The sequence below is a fragment of the Rheinheimera faecalis genome, from assembly GCF_021290965.1.
Lineage (GTDB): Bacteria > Pseudomonadota > Gammaproteobacteria > Enterobacterales > Alteromonadaceae > Pararheinheimera > Pararheinheimera faecalis.
In genome coordinates this window covers 286,018-303,227 of the sequence record NZ_JAJOYT010000002.1, presented here as the reverse complement: position 1 = coordinate 303,227, position 17,210 = coordinate 286,018, and the positions used below count along the sequence as shown (strand labels likewise).

Annotated in this window: 13 protein-coding genes; 7 read left to right on the top strand and 6 right to left on the bottom strand. The window is 46.5% G+C overall.

Features of this window, described 5'->3' with window-relative positions:
• Positions 1–14 precede the first annotated feature (14 nt).
• Positions 15–425, top strand: coding sequence for a gamma-butyrobetaine hydroxylase-like domain-containing protein (locus tag LSG34_RS05030; RefSeq protein WP_233007720.1), 411 nt, complete (start codon positions 15–17; stop codon positions 423–425).
• A gap of 31 nt (positions 426–456) precedes the next feature.
• Here the strand turns inward: LSG34_RS05030 and LSG34_RS05025 are convergent, their stop codons facing one another.
• From LSG34_RS05025 to LSG34_RS05015, 3 genes are all read right to left on the bottom strand, one after another.
• Positions 457–2,337 carry a methyl-accepting chemotaxis protein gene (locus tag LSG34_RS05025; protein WP_233007719.1) on the bottom strand — a complete coding sequence of 627 codons (1,881 nt, stop codon included), beginning with the start codon at positions 2,335–2,337 and terminating at the stop codon, positions 457–459.
• A 139-nt stretch (positions 2,338–2,476) separates the two neighbouring features.
• Positions 2,477–3,001, bottom strand: a complete 525-nt coding sequence (locus LSG34_RS05020) for a phosphatase PAP2 family protein (protein ID WP_233007718.1) — start codon at positions 2,999–3,001, stop codon at positions 2,477–2,479.
• 77 nt (positions 3,002–3,078) lie between these two features.
• Complete coding sequence (locus LSG34_RS05015) at positions 3,079–5,079, bottom strand: putative bifunctional diguanylate cyclase/phosphodiesterase (protein ID WP_233007717.1); 2,001 nt, start codon at positions 5,077–5,079, stop codon at positions 3,079–3,081.
• A 217-nt stretch (positions 5,080–5,296) separates the two neighbouring features.
• On the opposite strand from LSG34_RS05015, the gene rraA reads away from it, so the two are divergent.
• Both rraA and LSG34_RS05005 read left to right on the top strand, forming a co-directional pair.
• Positions 5,297–5,782 carry a ribonuclease E activity regulator RraA gene (gene rraA, locus LSG34_RS05010; protein ID WP_233007716.1) on the top strand — a complete coding sequence of 162 codons (486 nt, stop codon included), beginning with the start codon at positions 5,297–5,299 and terminating at the stop codon, positions 5,780–5,782.
• Positions 5,783–5,785: 3 nt separating this feature from the next.
• The gene (locus tag LSG34_RS05005) at positions 5,786–6,817 is read left to right on the top strand and encodes a formimidoylglutamase (protein ID WP_233007715.1); all 1,032 of its coding nucleotides are present in this window, start codon (positions 5,786–5,788) and stop codon (positions 6,815–6,817) included.
• Here LSG34_RS05005 and LSG34_RS05000 read toward each other — a convergent pair.
• Both LSG34_RS05000 and hutI read right to left on the bottom strand, forming a co-directional pair.
• Positions 6,811–8,358 carry a putative bifunctional diguanylate cyclase/phosphodiesterase gene (locus LSG34_RS05000; RefSeq protein WP_233007714.1) on the bottom strand — a complete coding sequence of 516 codons (1,548 nt, stop codon included), beginning with the start codon at positions 8,356–8,358 and terminating at the stop codon, positions 6,811–6,813. The two genes, LSG34_RS05005 and LSG34_RS05000, sit on opposite strands and share 7 nt — an antisense overlap.
• Before the next feature lie 61 nt (positions 8,359–8,419).
• Positions 8,420–9,655 (bottom strand): imidazolonepropionase, encoded by a 1,236-nt coding sequence (gene hutI, locus LSG34_RS04995; protein WP_233007713.1) that lies wholly within the window; start codon positions 9,653–9,655, stop codon positions 8,420–8,422.
• A gap of 125 nt (positions 9,656–9,780) precedes the next feature.
• Between hutI and hutC the strand changes: the two genes are divergently transcribed.
• From hutC to LSG34_RS04975, 4 genes are all read left to right on the top strand, one after another.
• Positions 9,781–10,506 carry a histidine utilization repressor gene (gene hutC, locus LSG34_RS04990; protein ID WP_233007712.1) on the top strand — a complete coding sequence of 242 codons (726 nt, stop codon included), beginning with the start codon at positions 9,781–9,783 and terminating at the stop codon, positions 10,504–10,506.
• Positions 10,507–10,518: 12 nt separating this feature from the next.
• Positions 10,519–12,195, top strand: a complete 1,677-nt coding sequence (hutU, locus tag LSG34_RS04985) for a urocanate hydratase (RefSeq protein ID WP_233007711.1) — start codon at positions 10,519–10,521, stop codon at positions 12,193–12,195.
• Positions 12,196–12,211: 16 nt separating this feature from the next.
• Complete coding sequence (gene hutH / locus LSG34_RS04980; protein WP_233007710.1) at positions 12,212–13,747, top strand: histidine ammonia-lyase; 1,536 nt, start codon at positions 12,212–12,214, stop codon at positions 13,745–13,747.
• Between the two features lie 187 nt (positions 13,748–13,934).
• Positions 13,935–15,962, top strand: coding sequence for a methyl-accepting chemotaxis protein (locus tag LSG34_RS04975; protein ID WP_233007709.1), 2,028 nt, complete (start codon positions 13,935–13,937; stop codon positions 15,960–15,962).
• Positions 15,963–16,384: 422 nt separating this feature from the next.
• Here LSG34_RS04975 and LSG34_RS04970 read toward each other — a convergent pair whose 3' ends face one another.
• The gene (locus LSG34_RS04970; RefSeq protein WP_233007708.1) at positions 16,385–17,002 is read right to left on the bottom strand and encodes a restriction endonuclease; all 618 of its coding nucleotides are present in this window, start codon (positions 17,000–17,002) and stop codon (positions 16,385–16,387) included.
• Positions 17,003–17,210: the final 208 nt, after the last annotated feature.

Genomic DNA, 17,210 nt, shown 5'->3' with positions numbered 1-17,210 from the left:
GTAAAGGCCATACCATGACAGCACAGACTTCTGCTCCGGCATCAGCTGCAAAAAAACCGCAGGTGTCTGTGCTGCATTATCATCGCTTAAGTAAAATATTGGACGTTAAGTTTTCTGACGAGCAGTTGTTTAGTTTTAGCGCTGAATTCTTACGGGTGTTTTCGCCTTCGGCCGAAGTACGGGGTCATGGCAAACCACAATTGGTCAGCCATAAAAAAGCTGTCGCGATCAGCCAGATAGTGCCTGTAGGCCAATATGCGGTAAAACTGGTGTTTGATGATGGTCATCAGACGGGTTTGTATAGCTGGGCTTATCTGGAAAAACTGGCGGCAGAGCAGGACGAACTCTGGGCGGATTATTTACAACGCTTAAAACAAGCCAATAGCAACCGCGATAGTCAGCTGATGATCAAACAAGTCTATTGACCATCAGCTGCATTTAATACCCCAGCCTTTATTAAGCCTTAAATTTATCCACTGTCTGATGCAGCATACTGGCCTGACTGGCCACTTCTTCACTGATCTGAGCGTTGTGTTTAGAAATGCTCAGTGAGTCCTCAGAAATATCGCGAATACGCACCACATTTTTATTCACGTCAGCAGCCACTAAACTTTGCTCTTCCACAGCTGTCGCAATTTGAGTGGTCATATCCATAATCAGGCCCACATCGCTGGTAATTTTCCGCAGTAATTCAATAGTGGAACCTGCCTGGCTGGCACTCTCTTTACCTTGTGTCTGGCAATTTTGCATCACAGCAACAATGTTCTTCGTACGTTGCTGTAAGCCGGAAATAATCTTTTCTATCTGACCTGTCGACTCCTGAGTGCGCTGTGCCAAACTACGCACTTCATCTGCAACAACAGCAAAACCACGACCTTGCTCACCTGCCCTTGCAGCCTCAATAGCCGCATTCAGCGCCAATAAGTTGGTTTGTTCAGCAATACCCCGGATCACATCCAGCACTGAACCTATAGTTGTACTATCTTGCTCCAGCTCGGTCAGAACGACTGAAGCCTGCTGTAATTCCTGTGATAAACCATTGATACGCTTTACGGTTTGCTCCACTTCTTTTAAACCCGACATCGCATTAGCGTTAGTGTCCTGAGCTTTGGCTGCAGTGTTTTCAGTATTCACTGCGATTTCATCCACTGTAGCGCCCATTTCAGTCACAGCAGTCGCCACCATGTCGCTTTCCAGTTGCTGTTGCGCCATACCTTTACTGGTTTCAGCGGTCGACTTCGCCAGCTCATGAGTAGCAACATCCAGCATTTCCAGTGCCTGATTCACATTACGTACCAGTTCCTGCACATCCGCCAACATATGATTAAAGTCTTTGGCTAAAGTGGCCATTTCATCCTGACCCTCTTCAGCAACACGCAAACGGAAGTCATTGTCTTTACGCACTAAACCTATGGTGGCGCAAACTTTTTGGATCGGCTGCAAAATACTATTGCTGGTCATCAGCACCAGCGCTATCACCAGCACCAGTACTAACACAAATAAACTGATAGCTAAGGTCTGGCTGGCAGAACTGGCTTTATTCACTGCGGCTTCGGTTTGCTCCGACATTAAATCCAGACTCTCTTCCGTCTGATGAATGGCGTCGCGCATTTGCCCCATCAGACCTTGATCATGAGCCAGGCCAATTTTTTGTTCACCTTCGACTAAACGGACAAAAGCAACACTGTATGCGTCAGCCAATTGCTGCATTTTCAGGGCTTGGGTTGTATCACTGATATTGCTTTGAATTTGGTTACGGAATTCGGCAAAACCTTTGTTAAAGCTTTCGAGGTACTTTAAATCCAGCCGCAACATAAAGTCTTTTTCCGCACGGCGTAATTGCAGTAACTGAGTCGTCAATAACAAATCGTTGGTGTCTTTAAAAGACTGTTCCAACTCATGAGCTTTAGCTCTTAACTCGCCATATAAACCAGACTGAGGATCCAGACCTACCTGACTGGATAACTGCACCAGTTGATTAAACAAGTCCTGATAACTTTTGGTAAAACCTGTGAAGGACTTTAAAGGCGTTGTATCTATGTCTTGCGCCGAAAGCCCTTCCGATAACAAAGCGGCTTTTTGATTCAGTTCAGTCGCAGTCTGGTTAAACTTTTGCTGGTACTCGATATCTGAGCGTAATAAGAAGTCCTTTTCGCTGCGTCGCAGCTGCAGCACGTTCAGATTGAGTTGCTCCACTTCAAGCCGCAGTTCCGCCAATCTGGTCAGTTGGCTGCTTTGAAACAGTAACAACCCCAACATAATTAACATCGACACTGCCACTGTAATAGCATTCAGCAGTAAACGCTGACGTATAGAAAATTGTCGTAAAAAGGCCATAGAAAATACTCCCAAAAAGACTACTTAAGCAGCTGAATCAGCAGAGGATATGAAAATCTATGTTAATTATAGAGAGGGAATAGAGAGCAAGTGGACTTTTGCCAGGCTAAATATGAAATATTTAGTAAAAATTGCAGAACTAGTGCAGGATTTGTTGTGCCACCATGCAACTGGATACACCCAAAGAAGAACCCGCCAGAATATCCAGCGGAAAATGTACCCCTAACAGGATACGTGACAGGCCAATCAAACCAGCCCAGCTAAAGGCTAACCAGGCCCACTCCGGATAAAAACACAACAAAGTACTTGCGACCACAAAAGCTGCAGCTGTGTGACCCGAGGGTAAACTGAATTTATCTGAAGCTTCGATATGAGCTTGCATCATGCCCGCCATTAACTGATAAGGGCGCTGACGACGAATTGAGTTTTTTAATAGCAGATACAGCGGTAATTCAATGGCAAAACTAAGTAACAGTAATTCAGTAAAGGCACTTGCGTGAGTCAATTCTAAAGCAAATAACAGAGCAACTAATCCAAGGTATAAAGGGCCGTCACCGGTTTTAGAACACCAGAAACTAAACTGATGGATGCGCTTGCGTTCGCTTCGGCTAAAAAGTGCCAGAAAACAGCGCTGATCCCATGACCCGAGCCTTTGTAACCACATAAGCCACCCGCCGCATTACTTTGACTGGGTTTAGCTTAAAGTGGCTTGGTGACAAAAAAATGACAAAAAACAACCAATTATCGCGATAAAACACAACCATTCAGCAAAGCCAAAGCTTCTGCTTCAGGTAATGGTTTGGCCAACAGATAGCCTTGAATGGCATCACAAGCCAAAGTACGCAACAACTGCAGCTGAGTTTCTGTTTCGACCCCTTCAGCCAGAATACGTTTGCCTAAGCCATGAGCCAGCGTGATCATGGTTTTGACTATCATCATATCGGAGTCATTAGCGGCCATATCTGTGACAAAACTACGGTCAATTTTAATTTTATCTATTGGCATTTTACGCAAGTAGCCCAAAGACGAGTAGCCGGTGCCAAAGTCATCAATAGAAACCCGGATCCCCATTTGCTGCAACTCATTAATATAGTTAGAGCCTTTTTCCATATCGCCCATGGCGGTGTTTTCAGTGATCTCCAGCTCCAGCACTGCTGGCGATACCTGATACTTTAATAACAACTGCTGAATACGGCCTTTTAAACCATCAACCTGAAAATGTACAGGTGACATATTTACCGCCAGCGGAATATGAATACCTTGTTTTTTCCACTCAGCCAAAGTGCAGACGGCTTTTTCCAACAGCAATAAATCCAGCTCTTTACTTAAGCCCACTTGTTCTACCAAAGGTAAAAACTGACCCGGCATTAATAAGCCTTTTTGCGGATGTTCCCAACGCACCAAAGCCTCATAAGCTTCAATTTTTTGCTCCCGCAGATCCCATTGCGGCTGGAAATAAAAGATAAACTGGTCCTGCTCTAAAGCTAAGAGTAAGTCTTTCTCCAGACTGAGCAAGCGTGCTGATTCTTCTTCCATGCCAGGCTGATAAAAGGTGCAACGTTGTTGCTGACGTTTACAATGGTGAAACGCAATGTTGGCTTTTTGCAGCAACATATCAGCTTCAATAGCATGCTGTGGCGCACAAGCCAGACCTATGCTGGCGGTCAGCTTAATAAGGCCATGGTCTGTGGTGAAAGGCTTCTCAATCAGTTGCTCCAAATGCTGTAAAGCAAACAGCTTTTGTCTGTCTGTAGTGCAATCTTCCAGCACCAGCGCAAAAATATCACCGCCGGTACGGGCTATTAAGCGGGGTTTGACAATAGAAGATTCAAAACGCCGATTTACTTCGCGTAAGATGCGATCGCCCTGTTTTAAGCCAACAGATTCGTTCACCACTTTAAAGCTATCCAGACCTATCATTAACAAAGTTAATGCATTGTCTGTCTGCAATAACAGCGACAACTCCCGTAGCAAGGCATCACGATTTAATGCACCGGTTAAAGGGTCGTGACTATCCAGATATTGAGTTTTAGCCGTCAGTTGCTGATTAGTGCTGCGTTCGTCTTCCTGCAACCAAATGATCAAACCTAAACCTAAAATGACCTGGATCAGCAGCTCAATATGCTTAAAATAAAGCACAATCTGGATAGGTTCATCCTGAGCGTCGTGCAACAGTATAGAACTGGCACTAGCCAAAAATAATATTCCCCAAGCCAACATAGCACTGGCAACTACTTTAGTTGCAAAAATTCGTTTGGTTAAACTCCAAAGCCAGAAGCCTGCCACACATAAAGCAACGCCGATCAGCACTAAGCGCATATAAAATTGCAGATACAAAGTCATGTCTTGCCACTGTGGCAACAACAAAAACAAAGTGACGGAGAGGAAAGAAATACCAGTCACCAACAGCAGCAGTTGGTTTACGGTGCGAGCAGCAAGTCGCTGCTGTTTCACAGCTTCATAGACCCCAACCAGAATCCAGACCGCAAAAGCGTAACAAAAACTGATGTATAAAAACTTGACGCCTAAGCCTAAAAATTCAGCAGCAAATACAGGTCGCCAAAATACCTCAACCAAAATAAAGGCTGCATAAGCAGTAAAACAACTAAAAGCTATGGCCCAGGATTTCAGGTAATTACGTTGATAAACCCGGAAAAAATACCAAAGCAAGGCGGTAAGGGTGAATGCAAACCCTATCTGCGTCAGGTGCAACAAGGTTCGGGCTAACAGCTCTGGGCTCAAAGGCAAGGTCCTGAAGAAACAACTTAAATTAAATTAGCAAAGTCACCTTAACACTGGCAATACAGAGTCACAATCAAGCAGCAAAAGAATAGTGAAAATAGCGGACAGCGATTCCACCCAAAAATTCAGCCGAATGACCACTGTCAACGACCTTGCAGCTTCAGGTGAGACGGGTATACTGTGTTTTTGATCAAAGACTTAAAGTTTGGAGCACAACATGGAATATAACACTTCGGAATTATGTGACCTTTACGCCGACATGATCGATGTGGTTGAGCCCATTTTCGCCAACTACGGTGGCCGCCGTTCTTTTGGTGGCACAGTCCAGACTATAAAATGCTTTGAAGACAACGGTTTAATTCGCCAGGCTTTAGCTGAACCTGGCGTAGGCAAAGTGTTATTGATTGACGGTGGTGGTTCTGCCCGTCGTGCTTTGATTGATGGTGAGTTAGCGTCTATAGCTGCCACCAATGGCTGGGAAGGCATAGTCTGTTACGGTAGCGTGCGTGATGTCGATACACTGGAAGATTTTGATATTGGTATTCAGGCAGTCAACGCTATTCCTGTGGGTGCTGATGATCGTGGTTTCGGCGAACACGAGATACCGGTTAATTTTGGTGGAGTGACCTTTTTACCTGGCGATCATCTGTATGCCGACAACACAGGTATTATTTTATCCCCTGAGCCTTTAGATCTGGAATAACAGATGAGTGATGCTTTAATCCGCTATCAGGCCGCCTCTTTGGCGGCCTTTCAACAGCTACGCGAAGGCGAAACCCGTTTGGGTCAGGTGCTGCGTTATGCCGATCCTGCTTTACCTTTGACTGAGGCTTTAACTGCAGCTAAACAACAAGGTTGTGTTTTTGTGTTGTTGGGCGTACCTGAAGATATAGGCCCACGCGCCAATTTGGGTCAAGGCGGTTCCGATCTGGGCTGGCAGGCCTTTATCCGTAAGTTTATTAACTTGCAGCAAAACGAATTTTTAGATGGCTCACAAATACTGCTATTGGGTGAGCTGAACTGTGCCGACCTGCAGCAACAAAGTCAGAGTGCCGACCTGGCCACTTTACGCAGCCTCTGCGCAGAGATTGATTTACGCTTAGAGCCTGTATTGTCGGCTATTTTTGCTGCAGACTTAATGCCTATAGTGATAGGGGGTGGTCATAACAACAGTTTGCCGCTGTTAAGTGCTTTAGCCAAAAACCAGCAGCAGGCCGTCAACTGCATCAACCTCGACCCTCATGCCGATTTCCGTTTGCTGGAAGGTCGCCACAGCGGCAATGGTTTCAGTTATGCCAAAGCTCAGGGGCATTTAGATAGTTATCTGGTGATGGGCTTGCATGAGCTGAAAAACTCGGCCAGCTCGTTAGAACAAATTAAAAAAGCTGGTGTGGATCTATTAAGTTATCAGCAGCTGTTTGTGCGGGAACAAGCCCCCTGGCCAGAGCTGCTGAAACTCTGGTTAAGCCAGCGTGATCCACAGCAAGTCTTTGGCATAGAGCTGGATACGGACGCCATTACCGGCATGCCGGTCAGCGCCTACAACAGTTGCGGAGTGTCAGTACAACAAGCAGAGCATTTCGTATATCTGTTGGCAAGCCAGACACAAAGCCGTTATTTACACCTGGCAGAAGCAGCTCCTGCTCAGCACCCGGCAGGTTTAGCAGCTGGCATGAACGATGCGGGTCAGATCTTAACAGCTTTAGTCTGTGCTTTTTTGTTTGGTAAGGCTCAGTAAGTCGCTTTGCTATAACTCCACTGCTTGACCCAGGCAGGAAAGGCATCCAGCGCAAAGGGCTTGGCATATAAAAAGCCCTGCCCTCTGGCACAGCCCATAGCTATTAGTTTTTGCTCGACTTCAGGTTGCTCAATACCTTCGGCCACCACCATAAAATTCATGTTTTTTGCCATATCAATAATGGCGCCGGTAATGGCAGTGTGAGTATCTGAACGGTGCAAATCAAAAATAAAGGAGCAATCCACTTTCACCTGGCTGATGGGTAGTTCACGCAAATAGGCCAGCGACGAAAATCCGGTACCAAAATCGTCCAGCGCCAGCTCAACTCCAAGTTGAGCCAGATGTTTGAGCATACGCATGGCTTTCACTGGTTCTGCCACCAGCGCACTTTCTTTGAGTTCCAGCACCAGCTGCGAAGGCTGTACTTTATGCCGTTTCAGCAGCAGTTCTAAGCTGTCGACCAGTTCGTCCTGCAATAAATCTTTACTGGAAATGTTTACCGCAATTTTGCAATGGATCTCTTGCTGCGCCAACTCCGCCAGCGTCATCACTGCTTTTTCCAGCACCCATTGAGTCAAGGGATAAATAACCCCCATTTGCTCGGCCAGTTCTAAAAACTCTGCAGGCCCCAACAAACCGCGGCGTGGATGATGCCAGCGTACCAAGACTTCACCCGCCAGCACCTGGCGTGAACTTAAGGCAATTTGTGGTTGGATATGCAGCTTTAATTGTTGCTGACTAATGGCATTTCGTAGCTCAGCCATCAAGCCAAGCTTATCGTTGTTGTAGCTAATCAAGTCCGGATGAAATACCACAGTACTGGTCTGGGTTACTTGCCGGTTTTGCATCGCAAGATAAGCGCGGTCTATCAAATCAGATAACAATTCACCATGCTGTGGATAATGCGCAATACCACTTTGCAGTTGATACTCTACGGCACAACCATGAATAAGTAAGGTTTCGGGCACATTGTGCTCTAAGCGGCGGGCAATTTGCTCAGCAGCATGCTGGCGGGTATTAGCATCCACCCACAGCACAAAATCTACCCCACCTAAATGGGCCACTTTACTGCTTTGTTTACCTTGCTGCTCCAGCACCAGCAATTCCTGATCCTGCTGCACTGCCGCATTGATACGCTGAGCTATCTGCAATAACACCAGATTGGCATTCTGATGCCCCAAAGCCTGATTCACCCGTTCAAAATTCTGAATTTTTAATAACAGCAAAGATGCTTTTTGGTTGGTATGACTACGACACCAGAGTTCAAACTGTTGTTGTAACTGTAATTTATTCGGTAAACCGCTGGTGTCATCGTGCAGAGATAAAAAGGACAGATCTTTGGGCTTAGCTTGTTTTTGTGGTGGCTTTTGCTCCGCCAAACGTTTTTTCAGCACCACAACCCAAGCCGCGAAAAGCAGCACCAAAAGGCTTAACAGTACGACAGCGTAAAACAAAGGCTGGCTGGCCAGACTCTGGGCCAAAGCAGGGGCAGAGCTGGTCAGTAGTACAGCAGACAAAACAGACCTAGAAGATAACGACACAGCCAACACTCAAAAGATCAGATAAGATCTTAAGATTACTCTGTTTTTCCGCCTTGTAAAGTTAGCTCAGTCCACGCAGATTAACTTCCCGCCCTGCTTTGATCAGTTGGGTTAAAGCGCTGACACCAAATTGATAACACAATTCTGCTGGCTGACTGATTTGATAAAGTCCAAAATCAGCCTGCTGGCCTACAGCCAAAGTGCCTCTGTCGGCCATACCTAAAGCTGCTGCCGCATGCCGGGTCACGCCCGCTATGGCTTCCTGGGGCGTAAGACGGAATAAAGTACAAGCCATATTCAGCATCAAAGGCAAATTACAGAAAGGCGAAGTACCAGGGTTTAAGTCGGTAGAAATCGCCATAGGCACCTGATGCTGGCGCAACAAATCAAAAGGTGGCAGTTTGGTTTCGCGTAAAAAGTAAAATGCACCTGGTAGCACCACAGCCACAGTGCCAGCGGCTTTCATTGCTAACACGTCTTGTTCTTGCAAATATTCAATATGATCAGCAGATAAACCACTGAATTCGGCCACTAAACTGGCACCACCTAAATGTGATAGCTGCTCAGCATGAGCTTTGACAGGCAAACCCAGGGCTTTGGCTTTTTCAAACAATAAGCGGCTTTGTGCTACCGAAAAACCTATGCCTTCACAAAATACATCTACTGCATCGACCAGCCCTTGTTGATGCAATTGTGGCAGCATTTCATTGACCACCAACTGCATATAGTCATCAGGCCGTCCTGCATATTCCACAGGCAAAGCATGAGCACCTAAAAAGGTTTTCTGAATATCCATCGGATGAGTACGGTTTAGTTCTGCCGCAACTTCCAGAATTTTTTGCTCTGTCTCTAAATCCAGGCCATAACCTGATTTGATTTCAACAGTAGTCACGCCCTGACTTAAAAGTGCGTTTAAGCGCTGCTTACTCAGCACAAACAACTCTTCATGGCTGGCGGCACGGGTCGCCGCTACTGTAGATTTAATGCCACCGCCCGCTTCTGCGATTTGCTGATAAGTAGCACCATTTAAACGCATTTCAAATTCATTGGCGCGGCTTCCTGCATACACCAAGTGGGTATGGCAGTCGATAAAGCCCGGTAATAACCACTGGCCTTTGCCATCATACAAAGGGGTCGATAACAAGTCAGTTTCTGGTAATCCGGCTTTAGGGCCCAACCAGGCAATACGGCCATCTTTCACCGCCAAGGCGCCATTGGTAATAGCTCCATAAGGCTGACCATTATCAGTCATAGTAGCTAAATTGACATTAATCCAAATTGCATCAAAGACTTGCATTTCATTCCCCCGCACGGCTTTTGGCCTGATTTTTAGCGCTGAAATTAATTCTACCCGAACAACTTGTATATACAACCAAATTCAGCTATTTTTCTTTGCATTCAAACTCAGGCGTTAAAGCAGTCATGGACAACAGTTCTGGGCAAAAGAAGTTTGCCGCTATCAAAGATTATATTTTGAGTCAGGTAGAAACTGCCGCCTGGCCTGAGCATAGCCGTATTCCATCGGAAAACGAGCTGGCGACTCAGTTTGCCGTCAGTCGCATGACAGCACGTCGTGCTTTGCAGGAACTGACCGAACAAGGCGTACTTTATCGTACTCAGGGGGTTGGCAGTTTTGTCGCTTCGCCAAAGTCACAATCATCTTTGCTGGAAATTCGTAATATTGCCGATGAAATTCAGCGCCGTGGCCATTTTCATAAAGCTGAATTAGTGCAACTGACCAGCTTACCTTGCCCAGGAGTTGTCGCCACAGCTTTGGGAATAAGCCGCAATGCGCCGGTGTTTTTTTCACTGATTGTGCATTATGAAAACCAGCAACCACTGCAGCTGGAAGCCCGTTATGTCAATCCGGAGCAAGTGCCTGATTATTTAGCGCAGGACTTTGTACTGCAAACCCCACATGAATACTTAAGTGCTGTGGCGCCTTTAACAGACGCCGAGCACATAGTGGAAGCCGTATTGCCGGATGAACTGACCCGTCAGCATTTGAAAATACCAGCTTCAGAACCTTGTTTACGCCTGACACGCCGCACCTTCAGCCGGGGTGGTGCTGTCAGTTTTGCCTATCTGACCTCTGCAGGCAGCCGCTATCGTTTAGGCGGGCACCTGAATATCAAACCTAAGACTTAAAGAGATAACCCTATGAGCAATCCACGTTTAGACCCAAGCCGTGTGATCCGCGCCGCCCGCGGCAGCGAAATTACCGCCAAGAGCTGGCAGACCGAAGCTGCCAAACGTATGTTGATGAATAACCTTGACCCCGAAGTGGCCGAGCACCCAACCTCTTTAGTGGTATATGGCGGCATAGGCCGTGCAGCCCGTGATTGGGCTTGTTATGACAAAATAGTCGAAGTACTGGACAGATTAAACGACGACCAAACCTTGTTGATCCAAAGCGGTAAACCCGTAGGTGTATTTCCGACTCACCCGGACGCGCCTCGTGTATTACTGGCGAACTCTAACCTGGTACCTAACTGGGCCAACTGGGAACACTTTAACGAGTTGGATAAACAAGGCCTGATGATGTACGGCCAGATGACAGCTGGTTCCTGGATCTACATTGGTACTCAGGGCATAGTTCAGGGTACCTACGAGACTTTTGTTGCCATAGCTAAACAGCACTTTGCCGGTGAGCCAAATGGCAAGTGGGTTCTTACCGGTGGTTTAGGTGGCATGGGCGGCGCTCAGCCATTAGCTGCGACCATGGCTGGTTTTCATATGATTGCCTGCGAAGTCGACGAATCCCGTATCGATTTCCGTCTGCGCACTGGTTATGTTGATCAAAAAGCCTACAACCTGGATGAAGCTTTAGCTCAGCTTGAAGTGGCCAAAGCATCAGGTAAACCCACTTCTATCGGTTTGTTAGGCAATGCTGCTGATATCTTCGCTGAACTGGTGAAACGCAATATCATTCCTGATGTAGTGACTGACCAAACTTCTGCGCACGACCCGTTAAATGGTTACCTGCCACAAGGCTGGACCATGGAACAAGCCAAAGTGCGTCGTCTTGAAGATGAAACTGCAGTAGTACAAGCCGCTAAAGCCTCAATGGCCATTCAGGTGCAAGCTACTTTAGATATGCAAAGCAAAGGCGCAGTTGCTGTGGATTACGGCAATAATATCCGCCAGATGGCTTTGGATATGGGTGTTGCTAACGCTTTTGATTATCCGGGTTTTGTGCCAGCTTATATCCGTCCACTGTTTTGTGAAGGCATAGGCCCATTCCGCTGGGTGGCTTTATCTGGAGATCCGGAAGATATCTATAAAACAGACGCTAAAGTCAAAGAGCTGATCCCGGACAATCCGCATTTACACCGCTGGCTGGATATGGCGCGTGAACGTATTAAGTTCCAGGGTTTACCAGCCCGTATTTGCTGGATTGGCTTAAAAGACCGTGCCCGTATTGCCTTAGCTTTTAACGAAATGGTGAAAAACGGCGAATTAAAAGCGCCGATCATCATTGGCCGTGACCATTTAGACTCAGGCTCTGTGGCCAGTCCAAACCGCGAAACCGAAGCCATGATGGATGGATCAGACGCTGTGTCTGACTGGCCATTATTAAATGCACTTTTGAACACAGCAGGCGGCGCAACCTGGGTGTCTTTGCACCACGGCGGTGGCGTAGGTATGGGTTATAGCCAGCATTCTGGTGTGGTTATTTTAGCTGATGGTACAGAGGCAGCAGCCCGTCGTTTAGGCCGCGTATTGTGGAACGACCCAGGCACTGGCGTAATGCGTCATGCCGATGCAGGTTATGACATAGCCAAAAACTGCGCCCGTGAACAAGGCCTTGATCTGCCAATGATCAACCAGAACTAATTTGAAGGATAAGAACATGACTTACGCTTTAACCATCACCCCTGGTGAACTGACTCTGGCGCAACTGCGTCAGGTGCAACAACATGCAGTGACTGTGACTTTAGACCCGGCCGCTTTGCCTGCGATTGAAGCATCAGCTGCTACAGTAGCTAAAATTGTTGCGGAAAACCGCACTGTGTACGGCATCAATACCGGCTTTGGTTTATTGGCCAATACCAAAATTGAAAAAGACAAACTGGAAACGCTGCAGCGTTCTATCGTTCTATCGCACGCTGCTGGTTTTGGCGATCTGATGGACGACAGCACAGTACGTTTAATGCTGGTACTGAAAATTAACTCTTTGGCCCGTGGTTATTCAGGCGTGCGCCCACTGGTGATTAACGCGCTGATCCAATTGGTCAATGCGGGTGTCTATCCTTGTATTCCGAAAAAAGGCTCAGTCGGTGCTTCAGGCGATTTAGCACCTTTATCTCATATGGTGTTGCCTTTAATAGGTGAAGGCGAAGTCTGTATCGCTGGTCAGATTTATTCCGCCAAAGAAGGTTTAGCCATAGCGGGTTTAGAGCCTATTACTTTAGCAGCGAAAGAAGGTTTGGCTTTATTAAACGGTACTCAGGCATCCACTGCTTTTGCTTTGGAAGGTTTATTCCGCGCTGAAGACTTATATGCAGCTGGTTCTGTGATTGGTGCTATGAGTGTGGAAGCTGCTATGGGTAGCCGCTCCCCTTTTGATGCCCGTATTCATGCAGTGCGTGGTCAACAAGGTCAGATAGATGCAGCTCTGATTTACCGCCATTTATTAGGTGAAAGCTCAGAAATTGCCGAGTCACATATCGACTGTGAAAAAGTACAAGACCCATACAGCTTGCGTTGCCAGCCTCAGGTGATGGGTGCCTGTTTAGCCCAAATCCGTTTTGCGGCTTCTGTGTTATTAGTCGAAGCCAACGGCGTGACCGACAACCCGCTGGTGTTTGCTGCTGAAGATGACATTATCTCTGGTGGTAACTTCCACGCCGAACCTGTGGCTATGGCGGCCGATAATCTGGCTTTGGCTATTGCTGAAATTGGTTCTATTTCTGAGCGCCGTATGGCACTTTTAATCGACTCGCATTTAAGCAAATTACCGGCCTTCTTAGTGAATAATGGCGGTGTAAACAGCGGCTTTATGATTGCTCAGGTGACAGCTGCAGCTTTGGCCTCTGAGAATAAATCTCTGGCGCATCCGGCATCTGTGGACAGCTTACCGACTTCAGCCAATCAGGAAGACCATGTGTCTATGGCGACTTTCGCCGCCCGTCGTTTAGCAGATATGGCAGAAAATACCTTAGGCGTGTTGGCTGTTGAGTATCTGGCGGCAGCTCAGGGTATCGACTTCCGTGCACCACTAAAAGGCGCAGCAGCAGTTGAGCAAGCGAAGGCAATCTTACGTCAGCAAGTCAGCTTTTATGATGTGGATCGCTACTTTGCACCTGATATCGAAAAAGCAGCCGAACTATTACGTCATGGCAGCTTAAATTCTTTATTACCGGCTAACTTGTTAAGCAGCTTTTAAGCTTATAGTTTAATTACACTTTCTAACAAAGAGCACCATTTTGGTGCTCTTTTTTTATCAGAAAAAACTAAATTTGCACCAATCTGGCTAGACCAGTTAAAAAAACTTTGTTAGTTTCAGCTGCGTATATACCTAATGCCTTATTTCTAACCAATACTAAAACCATAACAGCTGTTGGAATTTGTCTATGAAACTTCGTGTTGCGCATAAAATTTATCTGGGCTTTGGCTTTATTGCCTTGCTGTTATTAGTCGCCAGTTTATCGTCGCTCTGGAGTTTTGCTGTAGTGAACAGCACCAGTAGCCGGATGAATGAAACTGCAGTACCGGTGCAACAACAAAGTAATATGGCGCAAATTCAGTTACTGAAACTCGCCAAGTTATCTGCTTTGGGTTACACAGCCGAAGAGGCAGCCAAAATTAAGTCCTATCAAAACGAGTTTACTCAGACGTCTGAAATATTCCGCAGCAGAATGGATACTCTGACACCTTTAGTGACCAAAGAACCAGCTTTACAAAAACCTTTAGCAGAAGCCCAACAAACCTCTTTGGCCTATCAGCAGGCCGTTGAACAGTTATTTAAAGCTCGTTTAGAAGCTATAGCTTTGGGCGATAAAGCCTCAGCAGAGCTGAAAGAGCTGGAAAATCTGATCGATACAGCAGGCGCAACGCTGGTAGATATTTCCTTTTTAGACGCACCTGGTAAAGCTGCACAAATGGCGTTGTTGGAAGGGGCTGCGGGTCGGGTTGATGGCCAGTTGTTGGGTTTACTGAAGACTGTTCGTGAAATTGCCGCTATGACAGATCCGGCACAACTGGCAAGCAGCCAGGAAAATCTGGAGTTTGCCTTTAGTGATATGCAAGGCAATCTGGATTACATTGCCAATATTGTTAAACAAGTGGGTGCTGATGATTTATGGCAGGACTTTCTGGCACAACTCGGCGAAGCCAAAAACCGGATTGAAGGTGAAAACAATCTGGTGAATATTAAATTGCTGCAGGTAAAGCAATTACAAGCGGCAAGGCAACAACTGGATTTATCTGAACAACAAGTCACACAGGCTGTGGCCGCGCTGGATCAAATGATTGGCCAGGCAGACAGCCAGTTTAATTCGTTACAACAAGATTTATCCTCAGCTTTAAACTCCGGCACTATCCGTGCTGTCATTATGTTGATAGTGCTGGTGGGTCTGGCGATAGGTGCAGCTTATCTGACAATTAAAGCCATGATCACCCCTTTGTCCGGTATCAACAGAGTACTGGACCGCATCGCTCAGGGCGATTTAAGTCGTGAGCTGACCATTAATTCAGACGATGAGTTTGGTGAATTATCCGCTAACGTTAATACCCTGATTAAAGCTCTGCGACAACTGATTGAACAAATTCAGCAAGGGGTGCTGGAACTGAATCAAAGCGCTCGCTTCTCCAGCCAGGAAGTCAGCGCTATTCACCAGGCTTTAAGTACCCAGCATCACCAGGTGGCTGAAGTGAATGGTATTACCCAACAACTAGCGACCAATACACATCAGATAGCAGAGCAAGCCGATATAGCGCAGCAGCAAATGCAGCAGGCTTTAACTCAAAGCCAGCAAATTGATCAGGTATCAGCAGCCAATAACAAACTGATCCAGGAGCTGGCGCAACAACTGAACGATACCAGCAATACGATGCAGGCGGTGAATACCGAATCAAACAATATAGGCGGCATTCTGACCACTATTCGTGGCATAGCTGAGCAAACTAACCTGCTGGCATTAAACGCTGCCATAGAGGCAGCCAGAGCCGGTGAACAAGGTCGGGGTTTTGCTGTAGTCGCAGATGAAGTCCGTTCTTTAGCTGTGCGCAGTCAGCAGGCAACAGATGAAATCCGCACTATGATTGGCAGTTTGCAGCAACAAAGTATGCACGCCGTGAAATCTATCGAAAAAGGCCAGACCGATGCCAATAACTGTGTTGCGCAAAACAGTCAGCTAATGACAGCTTTAGCTGAAATTAACCATGCTATCGAAGCTATGCATCAAATCAGCGATAACATTGCCACCACCACGTCCAGTCAGCTACAGCTCGGAACTGCTATAGAGCAAAGTATGCACAGCATGGTGGATTTAGCTGAACAAAGTACTGAAAGAGCCACTTCTACTCTGGAACAAAGTGCACAGGTAGCGACAGCGGCAGGCACACTGGAAAACGCAGTGCGCAGCTTCAAGTTACATTAATCCCTCTTTTAACCAAACCATCAGCCAGGGCCATTGCTCTGGCTTTTTTTATCACAAGTTGTTGTCCACCAGACATGCTCAGATCCCATTTAGTCAGCAGGGACTTAAACATCTAAGCAGCTTCTTTTGTCATAAAGATTTAGGTAACGCGGTACCAAAGACACAGCAAGTGTATACAGCGGAAAAGCTGACAAAAGTGATTCAGTGAAGCTGTTGTTAAACCTCAGCAGAGCAGCAGAATAAAACTTAGGTTGGGTCAGTGTTGAGGTTAAAAAAATGGCCAGACAGTGTCTGGCCAGGCAGGAAGTGTGTAATCCGTTATCTTTGTTCCGTTCCATGTCTAACATTCGTAAACGCTTGATCATCATGACAAATTTGGCGATAAAAACATGACGAAAGCTTTATATAGCTTTATAACAGCCTTATATAAGTGCTAATTGGCTGAAATTTTCAGCATTCATGTATTTTTTCAGTCGTTGTTGGTCAAAAAGCTCAATACCTGCTTCTGCAGCAAACAACCGAACCTGGCTATTAATTTTTTGGTAGCAGACAATTAAGCCGCGTTGGCAATTGAGCGATAGCATCTGCTGAAACACAGAACGGACCTGAGCCACTGTTAAGGCTTGATCTAATTCAGGTTGGATATAAAGCAGCAAAGCCTGTTGCTGACGACGAACTAAGAAGTGGGAATCACAGTCTTCAACCGACTCCATTTCGCGGCCAAAAAACTGCAATAAAAGCTGTGTGTTCTCTTTGAACTGCTGCTGTTGCCGCCCAAGTTTATTGCCTTGTGGCCACCACATAGGGTTCAACACTTCTTCCTGGCGCTCGAGCTCCAGAAAGGCCAGAATATTAAACAGCAACGCCAGCAGAAACATGGACACAAAAAGCCATAACATCACACTGGACCAGGTGGAGCTTAACACCCAGCTTTGGCTACCGGATAAAACTGAATACTCAGAAAATAACAGGTAAGTTGCACCAGCAACTATTCCTGCGGCTGTCGCAACACATGAGCTGATCAACCATTTGTTATTCATTAGTGGCTCTCCTGACGAACTTGATGGTTGCAGTATCAAATTCCGCAGAGCTTTTTACCTGAATGAACCCTGATATTTGCTTTATATCTGTTTAACCTGCGTATTTAAAGCTGCTGCTTTGTTGGCTACGCGTTCTCGCCCCGGTCACATAGACAGCTATGCTCCCGGGGTCTCACCCACTTGCCGCCTCGCCGCAACTTCAACTACT

What these genes read in the sequence shown, in the direction of transcription:
- LSG34_RS05030 (WP_233007720.1), top strand. Translation starts at nt 15, where the DNA reads ATGACAGCACAGACTTCTGCTCCGGCATCAGCTGCAAAAAAACCGCAG.
- LSG34_RS05025 (WP_233007719.1), bottom strand. Translation starts at nt 2,337, where the DNA reads ATGGCCTTTTTACGACAATTTTCTATACGTCAGCGTTTACTGCTGAAT.
- LSG34_RS05020 (WP_233007718.1), bottom strand. Translation starts at nt 3,001, where the DNA reads ATGTGGTTACAAAGGCTCGGGTCATGGGATCAGCGCTGTTTTCTGGCA.
- rraA (WP_233007716.1), top strand. Translation starts at nt 5,297, where the DNA reads ATGGAATATAACACTTCGGAATTATGTGACCTTTACGCCGACATGATC.
- LSG34_RS05005 (WP_233007715.1), top strand. Translation starts at nt 5,786, where the DNA reads ATGAGTGATGCTTTAATCCGCTATCAGGCCGCCTCTTTGGCGGCCTTT.
- hutI (WP_233007713.1), bottom strand. Translation starts at nt 9,655, where the DNA reads ATGCAAGTCTTTGATGCAATTTGGATTAATGTCAATTTAGCTACTATG.
- hutC (WP_233007712.1), top strand. Translation starts at nt 9,781, where the DNA reads ATGGACAACAGTTCTGGGCAAAAGAAGTTTGCCGCTATCAAAGATTAT.
- hutU (WP_233007711.1), top strand. Translation starts at nt 10,519, where the DNA reads ATGAGCAATCCACGTTTAGACCCAAGCCGTGTGATCCGCGCCGCCCGC.
- hutH (WP_233007710.1), top strand. Translation starts at nt 12,212, where the DNA reads ATGACTTACGCTTTAACCATCACCCCTGGTGAACTGACTCTGGCGCAA.
- LSG34_RS04975 (WP_233007709.1), top strand. Translation starts at nt 13,935, where the DNA reads ATGAAACTTCGTGTTGCGCATAAAATTTATCTGGGCTTTGGCTTTATT.
- LSG34_RS04970 (WP_233007708.1), bottom strand. Translation starts at nt 17,002, where the DNA reads ATGAATAACAAATGGTTGATCAGCTCATGTGTTGCGACAGCCGCAGGA.